11 protein-coding genes are annotated in these 16391 nt (G+C 30.7%); 4 read left to right on the forward strand and 7 right to left on the reverse strand.

The window, feature by feature from the left end; translation table 11 throughout:
- Positions 1–7: 7 nt before the first annotated feature.
- From BX611_RS08095 to BX611_RS08110, 4 genes are read left to right on the forward strand one after another with little or no spacing between them, the layout of a single operon-like run.
- Entirely contained in the window at positions 8–1525 is a 1518-nt protein-coding gene (locus BX611_RS08095) for a cellulase family glycosylhydrolase (protein WP_115880504.1), read from the forward strand.
- A 28-nt stretch (positions 1526–1553) separates the two neighbouring features.
- On the forward strand, positions 1554–3923 hold the full coding sequence (locus tag BX611_RS08100; protein WP_115879984.1) for a glycoside hydrolase family 95 protein: 2370 nt from the start codon (positions 1554–1556) through the stop codon (positions 3921–3923).
- Positions 3924–3932: 9 nt separating this feature from the next.
- A complete protein-coding gene (locus BX611_RS08105) occupies positions 3933–4715 on the forward strand; it encodes an L-fucose dehydrogenase (RefSeq protein ID WP_115879986.1) in 783 nt (260 codons plus the stop codon).
- Between the two features lie 32 nt (positions 4716–4747).
- Positions 4748–7879 (forward strand): glycoside hydrolase family 2 TIM barrel-domain containing protein, encoded by a 3132-nt coding sequence (locus BX611_RS08110; RefSeq protein WP_115879988.1) that lies wholly within the window; start codon positions 4748–4750, stop codon positions 7877–7879.
- Between the two features lie 11 nt (positions 7880–7890).
- On the opposite strand, the gene BX611_RS08115 is transcribed toward BX611_RS08110, so the two are convergent.
- Genes BX611_RS08115 through BX611_RS08145 form a run of 7 tightly spaced genes read right to left on the reverse strand, consistent with a single transcriptional unit; the run spans position 7891 to position 16386 of the window.
- On the reverse strand, positions 7891–8823 hold the full coding sequence (locus BX611_RS08115) for an alpha/beta hydrolase (protein ID WP_115879990.1): 933 nt from the start codon (positions 8821–8823) through the stop codon (positions 7891–7893).
- 22 nt (positions 8824–8845) lie between these two features.
- Entirely contained in the window at positions 8846–10204 is a 1359-nt protein-coding gene (locus BX611_RS08120) for a glycoside hydrolase family 28 protein (protein ID WP_115879991.1), read from the reverse strand.
- A gap of 2 nt (positions 10205–10206) precedes the next feature.
- Positions 10207–10977 (reverse strand): rhamnogalacturonan acetylesterase, encoded by a 771-nt coding sequence (locus tag BX611_RS08125; RefSeq protein WP_115880506.1) that lies wholly within the window; start codon positions 10975–10977, stop codon positions 10207–10209.
- On the reverse strand, positions 10964–13000 hold the full coding sequence (gene pelA / locus BX611_RS08130) for a pectate lyase (RefSeq protein WP_115879993.1): 2037 nt from the start codon (positions 12998–13000) through the stop codon (positions 10964–10966). The genes BX611_RS08125 and pelA overlap by 14 nt, the downstream gene beginning before the upstream one ends.
- Before the next feature lie 7 nt (positions 13001–13007).
- Positions 13008–14636 (reverse strand): glycoside hydrolase family 43 protein, encoded by a 1629-nt coding sequence (locus BX611_RS08135; RefSeq protein WP_115879995.1) that lies wholly within the window; start codon positions 14634–14636, stop codon positions 13008–13010.
- 24 nt (positions 14637–14660) lie between these two features.
- On the reverse strand, positions 14661–15908 hold the full coding sequence (locus tag BX611_RS08140; protein WP_115879997.1) for a glycoside hydrolase family 88/105 protein: 1248 nt from the start codon (positions 15906–15908) through the stop codon (positions 14661–14663).
- Between the two features lie 13 nt (positions 15909–15921).
- Entirely contained in the window at positions 15922–16386 is a 465-nt protein-coding gene (locus BX611_RS08145; RefSeq protein ID WP_244923637.1) for a cupin domain-containing protein, read from the reverse strand.
- Positions 16387–16391 lie beyond the last annotated feature (5 nt).

Here is a 16391-nt window from a genome sequence, read left to right on the forward strand (position 1 = left end):
TATTAAAATGAAAAGAATAAATTATAAACTTATCCTTAGCATTTTAACTATTGCTCTTTTTGGCTTTTTAGCATGTAGTAATAACAGTTCTCCAGAGAATGAAATAATTCAAGAAGAAGTTACAAAATCTTTAATCTCAAATACGAGTAGTATTGAATTTGAAAATAAAGAAAGTAGTTATGATATTATTATTACTACCAATGTAGATTCCTGGGTAATAAGCAGTTCGAGTACAAGTTGGATACAATTGAGCCAAACAACAGGAACTTCAGGAAGTACTGAAGTTAAAATTACCGCATTGCAAAACACAAGTATTTCAGAACGATCTGCTACTATTACCATTAATGCAAATGAAGTTTCTGCTGTAAAAATTACTATTAATCAAGCAGGTACACCTTCAACTTCAGGAATTTATCCTGATTACAATACAAATCCTATTCCTGCCGATGCTACAGGTATGAGTAGTTCAGCCACAGAACTTGCAGCAAAAATATCTTTAGGTTGGAATATTGGAAATACTTTAGAAGCTATTGGCAGTGAAACAGCCTGGGGAAATCCGAAGGTTACAAAAGAATTAATAGCTTTAGTGAAAGAAAATGGTTTTAATGCAATTCGAATTCCTTGTTCCTGGAATCAGTATTTATCCAATAGTTCTACTGCAGAAATTAAACTGGATTGGTTAAATAGAGTAAAAGAAGTAATCCAATATTGTGTTGATAATGAAATGTACATACTCGTTAACATTCACTGGGATGGCGGATGGCTTGAAAATAATGTTACCGAGGCTAAACAAGAAGAAAACAATGCCAAACAAAAAGCTTTTTGGGAACAAATAGCAACTCATTTTAGAGATTTTGACGAGCATTTGCTATTTGCTAGTGCCAATGAACCTAATGTTGAAGATGCTACGCAAATGAATGTATTAAAATCTTATCATCAAACTTTTATAGATGCTGTTCGTTCTACTGGTGGTAAAAATGCCTATCGTACTTTAGTCGTACAGGGACCTTCTACTGATATAGAAAAAACAAATAATTTAATGACAACTTTACCAACTGATACTGCAGAAAACCGTATGATGGTTGAAGTACATTACTATACTCCGTATCAATTTGCTTTAATGACAGAAGATGCAACCTGGGGAAAAATGTTCTATTATTGGGGAGCCAATTACCATTCATTAACGGATACCACGCGTAACGCAACTTGGGGTGAAGAATCTGATTTAGAAAATTATTTTGAAATGATGAAAACCCAATTTGTTGATAAGGGTATTCCTGTAGTTTTAGGAGAGTTTGCCGCTATTAGACGCACCAATCTCACAGGAGATAATTTACAGTTGCATTTAGATTCTAGAGCTTACTATTTAAATTATGTTGTAAAAGGAGCTAAAGCAAATGGTTTATTACCTTTTTATTGGGATGCAGGCGGTTTGGATAACCATGGTTCTGGGTTATTTGATAGAAGTAACAATACCGTTTTTGATAATCAAGCTTTAAATGCAATGATAGAAGGATTAAATTAAAAATTAGATTACTATAATTTTCAAAAACATGAAAAAAACTTTTCAACTGTTAATTCTTTGTCCATTTATACTATTTTTTAGTTGCAAAACAACAACTAAAGAACAAGAAAATTTAATTCCTGAACAAGTTTTATGGTACACCTCACCTGCTGAAAACTGGGACAATGCATTACCAGTTGGAAATGGTCGTTTAGGAGCGATGGTTTTTGGAAATCCAATAAATGAACGCATTCAGTTAAATGAAGATTCAATGTGGTCGGGTGGTCCAGAATGGGGAAATTCTAAAGGAACACCAAAAGATTTAGCTGAAATAAGAAACTTAATAAAAACTGGAAATGTTCATTTGGCAGACAGTTTAATAGTTGAACGTTTTTCATATAAATGGGTTGCTAGGTCGCATCAAACAATGGGAGATTTATTTATCAATTTTGATACAAAAGAACCTACAAATTATAAAAGAGAATTAAACTTAAACAATGCGTTTACAGAAGCAAGTTATAAAATAGATGGTTTTGATGTTTCTCAAAAAATATTTTCCTCTGCTGCAGATGATGTTTTAGTGGTAAAAATTAGCACAACAAACCCTAACGGATTGAACTACAAGCTATTATTGAGCAGACCGGATGACAACGGACATAAAACCGTTGTAGTTTCCACTCCAACAGATAATACCATTAAAATGAACGGAATGGTAACTCAATATGCAGGAATGGTGCATTCCATTCCTGTTGAAGTTGCTCATGGAGTTAAATTTGAAACCGTTTTACAAGTTCAAAATAACTCGGGAACTATTCAACAAATTGAAGGTGGTTTATCTTTGAAAAATGTAAGTGATACTACCATTTATATTGTTTGCAACACTTCTTTTTACTTTGATAATTATGAAGAAAAAAATAGTGAAGCTCTTCAAAAGTTAAATGCAACCACTTATAAAGCAATTTTAAACAATCATATTAAAGATTATCAAAATTTATTTAACAGAACAACACTGGATTTAGGAAATCACGAACTGGATTCTTTACCTACAAATGAGCGATTAACTTTAGTTAAAGAAGGTAAAGAAGACATCGATTTATCTAAAAAACTATTTGATTATGGACGGTATTTATTAATTTCAAGTTCCAGATATGGTACAAATCCAGCTAATTTACAAGGTATTTGGAATGAACATATAAATGCTCCATGGAATGCTGATTATCATTTAAATATCAATTTACAAATGAATTATTGGTTGGCAGATGTTACCAATTTAAGTGAATGCCACGAACCCTTATTTGATTTAACTGACAGGTTGATTGAAAGAGGTAAAATTTTAGCAAAAGAACAATATGGAATGAACGGAACAGTTGCCCACCAAACTACAGATATTTGGGGAGCACCATGGATGCGAGCTGCAAAACCTTATTGGGGTTCCTGGATACATGGCGGTGGCTGGATTGCACAACATTATTGGGAACATTTCAGGTTTACTCAAGACACCGTTTTTTTACGCGAAAGAGCCTATCCTGCAATAAAAGCCTATGCTGAATTTTATGCCGATTGGTTGGTTTTAGATGAAAGAGATCAAACATTAATTTCAACCCCTGAAACATCCCCTGAAAATTCATATTTGGCCGCAGATGGCAAACCTGCTGCCGTTTCAAATGGAAATGCAATGGGACATCAAATTATTGGTGAAGTATTTGACAATGCACTAGCATCTGCTAAAATACTAGGTATCGATGATGATTTCACCAAAAACATCAAAGAAAAAAGAGCACAATTACACGCTGGAATTAAAATAGGTTCAGACGGCAGATTAATGGAATGGGATAGAGAATACGACGAACCGGAAAAAGGACATCGTCATATTTCGCATTTATATGCCTTACATCCAGGAGATGATATCACAAGTGAAAATCCTGAATTATTTGAAGCTGCAAAAAAAACAATTCAATATAGATTAGATAATGGTGGTGCTGGTCCTGGCTGGAGCCGGGCTTGGATCATCAACTTTTTTGCGCGATTGTTAGATAAAAATGCAGTTGAAGAAAATATTAACTTATTTATGCAACGTTCTCTTTATGGTAACTTACTAGACGTGCATCCTCCTTTTCAAATTGATGGAAATTTTGGCTTTACAGCAGGAGTTGCCGAAGCATTATTGCAATCACATGAAGGTTTCTTAAGAATTTTACCTGCTTTACCTGACAATTGGAAAAACGGCACAATAAAAGGACTAAAAGCACGTGGAAATATTACTGTAGATATCGTTTGGAAAGATGGCAAATTACTAAAATTAACTTTAACTTCTATAACTGATGAAAGTGTTAAAGTTAAATATGATGCTATTGAAACTGATGTTTTACTCGTAAAAAATGTGCCCTACATTCTTAACCTTCATCTAAAAAAAATATAAACTTAGGGTATGGATTTAAAGCTAAAAAATAAAGTTATTATTGTTACTGGTGGTACAAAAGGTATTGGTGAAGCCATTTCCAGAGAAGTTGCAAATGAAGGTGCTGTTCCTGTTTTTATTGGTAGAAATAAAGAAAATGGGGCACTTCTTTTAAATGATTTAAAAAAACAACATAAAGAAGCGCATTATATTCAAGCTAACTTAAATGATACTAAAAGCTGTAAAAAAGCTGTAAAAGAAGTAATAAAGAAATACGGACGAATTGATGGATTGGTTAATAATGCCGGAAAAAATGATAGTATAGGCTTAGAATCTGGTTCACCTGAAACATTTTCAAAATCAATTTCAAACAATTTAAACCATTATTATGATATGGCTCATTTTTGTTTAGATGCTCTAAAGAAAACAAAAGGATCTATTATAAATATAAGCTCAAAAACAGCTATAACTGGCCAAGGTGGCACCTCAGGCTATGCCGCAGCAAAAGGTGCTCAGCTTGCTTTAACACGAGAATGGGCAGTTGAATTGTTAAAATATGAAATACGTGTTAACGCCGTTATTCCTGCTGAAGTAATGACTCCTTTATACGAAAATTGGTTAAATAGTTTTAGTAATCCTAAAGAAAAACTAAATGCTATTGTTGAAAAAATACCATTAGGAAAAAGGATGACTACAAAAGAGGAAATTGCTTCTATGGTTTTATTTTTACTTTCAGAAAAAGCAAACCATATAACAGGGCAACATTTATTTGTAGATGGAGGATATACACATTTAGACAGAGGCTTATCCTAATAAAATATATAATTTTCAACAAGTTTTTACCCATGAAAAAAGCTATTTTAATTCTTACTTTAATATTTTCAATACATTTTGCAAACAGCCAAAATGAAAAACCATATTGGTTAAATGAAACTAAAAATGAAGAAAACAGGGAGCCAATGCATACCTCCTATTTTGTTTTTGAAAATGAAGCATTGGCAATAAAAAATGACTGGAAAAAATCTGAAAATTACAAAAGTTTAAATGGTGATTGTAAATTTAAATGGGTTGAAAATCCAGCAAATTTACCAAAAGATTTTTTTGAGACAAGTTATAATGATAGCAATTGGGACACATTTACAATTCCTGCAAACTGGGAAATTAACGGTTATGGTTACCCAATTTATACAAATATCCCTTATGAGTTTAATAATTTAATATCTATAAATCCACCTCAAGTTCCAACTTCTTACAATCCAACAGGTGTTTACAGAAAAACAATAACAATAGATGAAAGCTGGCTTAAAAAGGATGTTTTTTTACATGTTGGAGCAGCAAAATCTAATTTAGAAGTTTGGGTAAATGGAAACTATGTTGGTTATGGTGAGGATAGTAAACTTCCTCAGGAATTTAAACTAAATAACCATTTACAAAAAGGAGAAAACACACTTGTTCTAAAATTAATGAGATGGAGTGATGGTTCTTATTTAGAATGTCAGGATTTTTGGAGAATGAGTGGAATTACAAGAGATTCATATTTGTACGCTCGTAATAAAACACATTTAAAAAATATTGAAATTATTCCAGATTTAGATGAAGATTATAAACATGGAAAATTGAAAATTACTACTTTATTTACTTCAGAAAAAAATAAAAAATACAACATAAAATTTACTCTAAAAAACAATGAAATAGTTGTTTCAGAAAAGCAATTTTCTTTAAATGAACTACTTAAAAATCCTGTTGTTAAGTTTTCTATAAATAACCCTAAAAAGTGGAGTGCTGAAATTCCAAACTTATATGTTTTAACTTATAAATTAATTGATAAGAAAGGAAATGTAATTGAAATAATTAATGAAAATGTTGGCTTTAGAAAAGTAGAAATTAAAGAAGGGCATTTATTAGTAAATGGAAAAGCAATTTATATAAAAGGTGTTAACCGACATGAAACAGATCCAATAACCTGGCAAACAATTTCTAGAGAAGCTATGGAAAATGATATTAAAATTCTAAAAGAATTTAATATCAATGCAGTTAGAACTTCTCACTACCCCAACGATCCTTATTTTTATGAATTATGTGATAAGTATGGAATATACGTTGTTGATGAAGCCAATATTGAATCGCACGGAATAGGTTACGACACCGATAAAACTTTAGGAAACAAACCTTCATGGGAATTAGCTCATTTACAACGAATGCAACGTATGATTGAACGAGATATTAATCACCCTTCAATTATAATTTGGAGTATGGGAAATGAAGCTGGTAATGGCTATAACTTTTATAGAGGTTATTTATGGATGAAAAACCGTGATTCTTCAAGACCTGTTCAATACGAAAGAGCACACCTTAACTATTATAATGTAGATTTTGACTGGAATTCTGATATTATTGACCCAATGTATGCTTCGCCTGATATGATGATTAATTATGCAGAAAAAAACAAAACCCAAACGCGCCCGTTTATACAATGTGAATATGCACATGCAATGGGGAATTCAGTTGGAAATTTTAAAGATTATTGGGATATTATAAGAAAATATCACAATTTTCAAGGAGGATTTATTTGGGATATGGTAGATCAATCACTGGTAAAAACAAAAGAAGACGGCACCAAAATATTTGCATACGGAGGAGATTACGGCCCTAAAGATGTTCCTAGTGATAATAACTTTTTAAATAATGGCGTTTTTTCACCAGATAGAAAACCAAACCCACATGCATTTGAAGTGAAAAAAGTGCAGCAAAACATTTGGACAACATGGGCAGATAAAGAGAATAAAACTATAGCAATATTTAATGAGTTTTTCTTTAAAAATTTAGACAATGTTTTATTGAATTGGGAGCTTATTATTGATGGTGAAAAATTTGACACGGGAACAATAGAAACTTTAGAAATTAATCCACAAGAAAAGAAGGTTTACAAGTTAAATTTAAAACTTCCCAAAAATAATTATAAAGAAGCTTTTGTAAATATTAGCTATCATCTTAAAAAAACAGAACCTTTTTTAGCAAAAGATTATAAAATTGCTTCAGAACAATTAACATTGGTAAATAATTGGAGTAATCCTACTATAGTTGAAGGAAATGGAAAAATAAAAATTTCAAAAAGCGAAAAAGAGTTGAAATTTTTTGACGAGAAAAGTGAACTAATTTTCAATTTAAAAACAGGATTTATCAGTTCATATTTATACAAAAATCAAAATTTAATTAAACAGGGTTTTGAATTAAAACCAAATTTTTGGAGAGCCCCTACAGATAATGATATGGGAGCCAATTTACAATTAAAGTTACGCGCCTGGAAAAATGCAGTTGATAGTATATCTCTAAAAGAATTTATTTATAAAGTTGATTCACAAAATAAATTAATTGCGAAAGCTACTTATAGACTTCCACAAGTTTTTGCTGACTTAAATATTGATTATGAATTTTCAAGCAGTGGTGAATTAACAGTTCATCAGGAAATTATAATTGATGAAGATACAGAAGTTCCAATGTTACCAAGATTTGGAATGGAACTGGTTTTACCAAAGGATTTCAACAATGTTAAATACTATGGAAAAGGACCTCATGAAAATTATATTGATAGAAATTTTGCATCAGAAATTGGGATATTTGAACAAACAGTATCAGAACAGTATTATCCATATATTCGTCCACAAGAAACAGGAAATAAAACTGCTATTCGCTGGTATTCAATTTTAAATGATAGTCTAAAAATAACAATTGAAGGAAGTAGCTTATTAGGTATAACAGCCTTACACTACTTAAATGAAGATTTAGATGATGGTTTACAAAAAGAACAACGACATGCTAGTGAAATTTCAGAAAGAGACCTTACAAGAGTTTTAATTGATTTTAAACAAATGGGAGTCGGTAGCATAAATTCTTGGGGTGCATTACCCCTGGAAAAATACAGGTTAACCGATAAAAAATATTCACTAAAATATAAGCTAATACCAAAAATTAAGTAAACTAGTTTTAACTAATCCATTAAATTATTAATCTTTAACCAGTTTTCACAGTCTTTGGCCCAAAATTGGCTGGTACTTTTTACTCCTAATCCAAAACCGTGACCACCTTGTTGATATAAATGTATTTCCGCAAAAACCCCATTATTTTTTAAAGCTAAATAATAATTTATACTATTTTCAACTGGAACTGAACCATCATCGGTTGCGTGAACTAAAAATGTTTTTGGAGTTTCAGCATTTACCTGCTTTTCATTTGAATATTTTACCGTTATTTCTTTTGAAGCATCTTCACCTAATAAATTATTTTTAGAACCATTATGGGTAGTTCCTTCTTCCATTGAGATTACTGGATAAATTAATATTGAAAAATTTGGCTTTGCACTGGTGCTATCGGAAACCTTATACACATTTTGGTTGTAATGTGTTGCTAATGTTGAGGCTAAATGTCCACCAGCTGAAAATCCCATAATACCAATTTTATCTGAATCAATACTATATTTTTTAGCATTTCGTCTTACAAATCGTAAGGCTTCTTGTGCATCTTGTAAAGGTCCAATTGTTTTATCTTGCATAATTAAATCGCTAGGTAATCTGTATTTTAAAACAAATGCTGTTATTCCTAAAGTATTAAACCATTGTGCAACTTTATAACCTTCTTTATTTATTGCTAAATGAGAATATCCTCCACCCGGACAAATTACAACGGCTGTTCCAGTTGCAATTGTTTCTTTAGGTAAAAAAACCGAAAGTGTTGGATTTGAAACTTTACTTGTGTTATTTAGGATTCCCTCTTTAAAAATCTCAACTTCTTTATAATCATCATTTATTATTGAACCTGGAATTGTTGTTTTCCATAACGGAACTACTACATTTTGTGCATTTAACATATTATTAAACCCAATACTTAAAACTAAAACCCAACAATATTTTTTTAAATTTCTCATAATTTATTTTATAATAATGTATTTAATGCACTGAACTTGGAACTCCTTGCTTTTCTCCAATTACAACTTCATTAAATAACACATTTTTGGTATTTATTAAGGTCATACCATTTTTTGCAGATTTAATTGTAATGTTGTCTAATGTAATATTTTCAACTTTACTAGTTGGATTTCCTTCAATTACTATTCCTGCATTTGAAGCTGCTATACACGAAATGTTAGAAATTGAAATATCAGTTATTTTTGAAGGAAACAAACCACTACCTTCTCCATGGTAATTTGAGGTCATATAAATACAATCTTCCACTTCTCCAAAATCTATATTTGTTACATAAATATCTTTTATATAGCCTCCTCTATCAGAATTGGTTTTAATATAAATACCACGCTTTAAATATCCTATCGCCCTGCAATTATTTACATATACATTTCTAACTCCTGCAGACATTTCACTACCAATTACCAACGCATGCAAACCTTTAAATTCACAATTTTTAATTACTATATTTTCTGAAGGCATTGTAGTATTACTTCTACCCTCAGTATCTCTTCCTGCTTTAATTGCAATATTATCATCACTATTATTAAACTGTATATTTTCAATTAAAACATCACTGGAATATTCAATATCCAAACCGTCGTTATTATTATTTTGTGCATTGTATCTAATTCCACGTAATGTAATACTTTTAGATTTTAATAAATGTACGCACCAAAAAGGTGAATCTTCTATTTTAACACCTTCAATAAGTATGTTTTTTGAGTTTACAAATTGAATAAGTTGTGGACGTAAAAAATGCCCTTCCCCAAAAACCCTCTCTTTTATTGGAGTACTTTTATGATTCATTTCTCTACTTAATTGCTTGTCGTTTTCTTCAAATGGCTTCCATTGTATCCAGGTATCTTTTGCTTCACCATCAATAATACCACTTCCTGTAATTGCTATATTTTTAAGACTATTTCCATAAATTAAAGGACTGTAATTGTAAAGCATGGTTCCTTCCCAACTAGTTAAAACAAGCGGGTAATCTTTTGGGTTTGAACCAAATCTAATTTTAGCACCCTCTTCTAAATGTAATTCTACATTACTTACAAAATGAATTGGACCGTTAATTGTATAAACACCTTTTGGGACAATTATTTTACCTCCATTTCTTTTTTCACACGCTTTCATTGCTTTATCAAACGCACGTTTACAATTTGTAAGCGAATCTCCTTTAGCTCCAAATTGTGTAACACTTACTTTATAAGATGGAATTTGAGGCAAACTAATATTATTAATTATTTGCTGTATGTTAAAATCATTATTGTTTACTTTTTTTTGAGAAAACAATACATTGAAAAATAAAATTGTTACAATATAAAGAAGACTGTTTTTCATACTTATTTAATGTATTCTTTCAATTTTAAATTAGATTTTTTTATTGCTTCTATAACTAGTTTAGAAACTTCTGTTGCTCCTAATTCAGACAAATGTGTATCATCATGTTTTGCCTCATTATAATACGAATTTTCACCAGCTTCAAAGTGCAAATGCAACTTTTTTGAGTTTTCTACTCCGTACGATTCCTCTAATTGCTCAGTTAAATATTGAAGATCTACAAATGTTACATTAAATTCATTTGCAACTAAACGTACTTCTAAAGGATAAACTCCATGTGTGTCTACCAAAGTTCCATATTCATTAAATTTTCTTCTAACTATTGATGAAAATAATACTGGAATTGCACCTTTTTTTCGAGTTTCTGAAACAAATTTTATTAAATTATTTCTGTACGCCGTATGTGGATTTGTATAACGCTTTGGATCTTTTTCTTTTTGATCATTATGACCAAACTGAATTAAAACATAATCGCCTTTTTTTAGTGTTTTTAGCACGGCTTCCCACTTATTTTCAGCAATAAAACTTCGGGTACTTCTTCCGTTTACAGCTCTATTATCAATACTCACATTTGAATTAAAAAATTGAGGTAAAACTTGTACCCAACCATGTTCTGGATTTTCTGATGGATTTTTTTTATTTGCCATTGTTGAATCTCCAATGGCATAAATAGTTATTTGCTGCTGAGCTTTAATTTTTTGTTGATTTTCTTGTATTTTACAAGATTGAAAAACAACTAAAAAAATAATAACAGAAAGTTTAAAATGCTTCATACCATTCCTTTTTTGAAGTTTTTTTGTATTCACCTAAAATATTGTTTAAAGTATATTTTTTTGCTGCCGATTTTTTTAATTGATGCGACCAACTTACTCTTTTAGTATTATTTGCTCCTTCACCCTGTGAATTATATTCAGCGTAAAATGATTTTTTTTCAGCTTCATTTTTATTCCAATTATGCCAACCTTCTGGTAAAATATGTGTACTCATTTCACAGTTTATATAAACTGTTTTAGCATAAATTCGCCAAGGTCTTCCTAAATAAACTTTAGTTACATTTTCATCAGCAGTAAGTTTGCAGTTTTTAAATACAAACCCAAAGCTTTGATTTTCAGGAGTTGAAGCGGCTGTAATGTATGAATCTGATTTAGAATTGATAGTGCAATTTTTAAATAGTACTGTTGCTTCGCCAAAAATAAAATCGGTAGTCCCTTCAATGTAGCAATTGTTAAAATATTGTTTAAAACCTTCTCCAGTAGTGTAAAGCGTATCTTGATTTCCTAAAATATTACAATTATTAATATAACTGCGATTTGCATTTACCGACAATGCAACCGCTTGTCCTACTGCTCCAGCTGTATTTTTTATGGTTAAATTAGTTGCGTAAAAATCATCTCCTTCAACCAACATTGTTGAAGTATGGAAAGTACTGTTTCTACCTAAGTTAATTTTATCGAAATAATTATTATACGTTATAATGGTTTTTTCTTTACTTTCACCAATTAAAGATACTTTTGTATTCCAATCATATACGTGAATTTTTTCATTATAAACACCATTTTTTATGTTAATAATTACTCTTTTATATGGAAAAGATTTTGAATTATTAATTGCTTCTTGAATACTTAAATAATCTCCAGTTCCATCTTTAGAAACAACTACGTTATATTCATTATTTAGTTTTTTTTTTACTGTTTCCTTTTTAGCTGTTGAAACTAAATATTTTTTTTCCCATCTCGCATATTTTTTAAAAACCTCTTTTGGTTCATTGGTGTACCAAGCATAACCATTTCTACGTTCAGCACCAATTTCGGCTAAAGAATATTTTTTAATTCCATCACGATCACAAAAAAATGGTTTATTAGTATCCAATTCCATAAAACGCGCCCAAATTGGTTTTGCATTTTTATCTGGAACCATAATTTTATTAATAATTTTACCTTTTTCATTGTAAACTCGGTCTTCGCGAAGTCCATTAATTTGAACTTTTTCAAACCATTTTACAGCACTTACAATAGCAGTTTTAATTTCCTCAGATGGATTTTCAATAGTCATTAACAACAAAACTATTTTTGCTGATTCTTTTCCACTTAATGAAGGAAGTTCATAAGCTCTTGCTTTAGCAGGTAACAATGTTTCCTTATCATGTTGCGCGCACCAACTTGTTAAAACACCATGCTGTTTGTATTGCGTTTTCACAATACAATCAATCCCTTTCTCAAAAGCTATTTCAGCTCTTTTAACTATTACTTCTGTTGGTTTTATTGAAAAATAATCTGTTTTATTTTTTATTTCTTCAAGTACTTGAAGAATGTTCACCATAGAATTATCATTGTAAGTAATATGGGTATAATATCCTTTTTTTAATGGATAAAACTGAGGCCAACCTCCATTTTCATATTGCGCTTGTAAAATATAATCTAAACCTAACAAAAAAGCATTTTTATAGCGTTCGTCTGGAACTTGCCTATACATTTTAGATAAAAAAAGCATTTCCTGATAAGTTGCACCATTATCTGTTGTACATCCTTTTGTTGAACTTTTTAGTGCTAATAATTTTTGTTTTTCATCATTAGAAAGCGGTTGTTGCATTTGAATATTTTTTGGCCATCCGCCAATATTTCTTTGGTATAACAAAACATTTTCAGCTATTTCCTTGGCTTCATTTGAAGCAAACCAGGAACCTTCTTCCATATTTGTTATACTTTCCCACTTTTTGTCGTGAACTTGAGAATAAAAATTTGAACTTGCAATACAAGTAACAAATAATAATATTATATTTCTTTTTAAATAATTCATTTTTTATTTATTTAATTATCTTAAAATAATCTACATCAGCATATCCTCCGCGTTTTGCTTCTTGGGTACTTACACTAAACAAGCCAACTTTTGCTCCAATCCATTTACCTGGTTGTGCTTTAAAAGGTTTTCCAATTTTTTGAAAATTTTTACCGGTTTCTGAATAGCTAAATTGACATATAGCATCTGGAGCAGAAACCTCTACCTTAAAATAGGCTGTATTTGATTTTAACCTTTTTGTTTTATTTACTATTTCTTCAGCACCATTAATAGCATTAATAGCTTCGGTTTGCTTAATAAAATAGCCATTTTCATCATGAGAAATACTTAAAGTAGCATAATCCATACCCATAATTATTAGTCCCGCTGTTTTACCACTTTTAGCTTCTTCAGAAAATATTGAAATTTTAGTTAAAGCTGTAAAATTAGGAGCCGGAAATTTTTGAAGTAATAAATTAGGAACCATCCAAAGATTTTCTGAGTCTTCAACAGACTTAATAGAAAATAATCTCAAGTAATTATTTCCTGGTAATTTAGCATGCCACAAAACATTAGGATTTGCATTCCACTGCCACTGTAATCCAATATTAAAACCTTCAAAATTATCTGTTTCGGTTGGTGTTACAATTGGATAGGTTTTTCCTACATAAGGTTTTTTATGAGAAAAAACAGGTTCTCCAATACCATTTCCGTCAAAATCTTGTCCCATTACTGGCCAATCATTTTTCCAAACCATAGGTTGTAAATGTACTATACGTCCGTATGCTTCAATATCTTGAAAGTGATAAAACCAAGATTCGCCATTTGGAGTATCAACCCAAGCACCTTGATGTGGTCCATTTATAGTTGTACTTCCTTGCTCTAAAACAACTTTTTCTTCATAAGGTCCATATATTTTTTTTGACCTTAAAACAAGTTGCCAACCAGTTGCAACACCACCTGCAGGAGCAAAAATATAGTAATATCCATTTCGTTTATAAAATTTTGCACCTTCAACCGTATCGTTATTTCCGTGACCATCAAACACATGAATTCCGCTATCTATTACTTTAGTTCCTTCAGAGTTCATTTTATTAACCGTTAATAAACTTTTAACACCTGCTCTACTTCCTGCATAGGCATGTACTAAATATGCATCACCATTAGCATCCCAAAGCGGAGAAGGATCTATAAGTCCTTTTCCTTCCATAACCAAAATAGGACTATCCCAATTTCCATAAGGATCTTTAGTTTTCACCATATAAATACCAAAGTCTGGATCACCCCAATATATATAAATTTCATTGTTATGATATCTAATACTTGGTGCCCAAACACCGTTACCATGTTGAGGAGTTTTAAACGTTTCAATAGGTACTTGTTGCTTTAATGCGTGGTTAATTAATTTCCAGTTTACCATATCTTTTGAATGTAATATTGGTAATCCTGGAGTTGCATTAAAGCTTGAAGCTGTCATATAATAATCGTCTTCAATTCTCACAACATCAGGGTCGGAATAATCTGCATATAAAATTGGATTTTTATATGTACCATCTCCATTGTCTGCAACCCATACCTTTGAAAAATAAGGTTTGTTTTGCGCAAACATTAAAGATGTACTAAAAAGTATTGTAATTAAGAATGAATGAAATTTCATTTAATATTACTTTGTTATTTGTGTTTATTTATTTAACTCTAAACTAGCCATGATAAAAGGACCTGTTCCTTTTGGATCATTAGATCTTATAATTTCGTTTATATAATAATCAAAAGATCCATCTCTGTAAGGATTACCTCCTAAACCAGCAACACCACAACATTTATTAAGGTTTACAACACCATTTTCTTCAACAGAAATTAAATTATCTAAAAGTCCTTGATATCCATTTTTTGCAACTTCTAAATATTTTTTATCTAAATAGCCTTTTCTAACACCTTTTGCCAGTGCATATGTAAACATAGACGTACCTGTAGCTTCTAAATAATTCCCTTCTCTATCTCCCTGATCCAATACCTGATACCACAAACCTGATTCATGTTGTACTTTAGTAATTGCCTCAGCAAATTGATTTAAATAACTAATAATTCTTTCTCTTCCGGGATGATTTTCAGGTAAAAAATCTAAAACATCTACCATTGCCATTCCGTACCAGCCCATTCCTCTTGACCAAAAATGTTGAGAATTTCCTGTTTCTTTATTTGCCCATCTTTGTTCTTTGCTTTCGTCCCAACCATGGTAAAGAAGTCCGGATTTTTCATCACGACTATGTTTTTGAATTAAATCAAATTGTAGCACAACATCCTCAAATATTTTTTGAGCTTTATCTTTATCTTCAACAAAATCTAAGGCATATTTGGTGTGAAATGGTTCTGCCATATACAATCCATCTAACCACATTTGGTACGGGTATACTTTTTTATGCCAATAGCCACCATCTGATGTTTTTGGCTGTGTTTCCATTTGACTATTTAAAGTTTCCATGGCTTTTAAGAAACGTTCTTCTTTTGTTTTTGGATACAAATACAACAATACATCTCCTGATTTAATCATATCCAGATTTTGGTTTGATAATTTGTAGGTTTTTATAGTTCCAGTACTATCAATCATCTCATCAGCATAAGTATAGATGTAATCATAAATTTTCTGATTTTTAGTTTGTTCAAAAACTCGTGCAGCAGCACTTAAAACCAGCCCATTGGTATAACTCCATCTAGGTTTTTCTCTAAAATCTAATAATGATGCTTTTGGAAAACGTTCAATTTCTGAAAGTATCATTCTTTCAGACCATTTTAAGGTATCCGAAACAACCATCCCTTTAACTAACAGATTGTTAATGTTTTCTTTTTTCACTTCTTTACAGCTTGTAAAAGCCATTAAAACAAAAAATAGTCCTAATAAAATGTGAAGTGCTTTTTTATAATTATTCATAAATAATAACTTTTTATTTTTTTTGATATTTTTTTATAACTAAATATTTTAATTCTGTATCCCCTGCATTGCTAATACCGTGCATCATATTTGAAGGACAATATAAACTAGTATAAGCTTCAACAATAGTACTTTTTCCATCCAAATAAAATTTAGCAGTTCCTTCCAAAACAAAAAAGAATTCATCTTCAATATGTTTATGTGGTGCATGTGTAGATTTATGTGGAGCAACAACACTCATTTTTAGAGTTCTACCATCTAAAAAATCTTTATCCGCAAACCAATATTGATATCCAACTCTGGTATTTACAGTTTTATCTGTTGAAAATTTATTAACACAATTTTCTATGGTATAGGTTTTATTTGAATTGCTATTATCATCATTTTTAACTTGAGCATTTATGCTTAAATTCATTAATAAACCTAAACAAATAAGTATGTAAAAAACAACATTTCTTTTATTTGAATTCGAAAACATCGTAT

The organism is Lutibacter oceani, assembly GCF_003384935.1.
Lineage (GTDB): Bacteria > Bacteroidota > Bacteroidia > Flavobacteriales > Flavobacteriaceae > Lutibacter > Lutibacter oceani.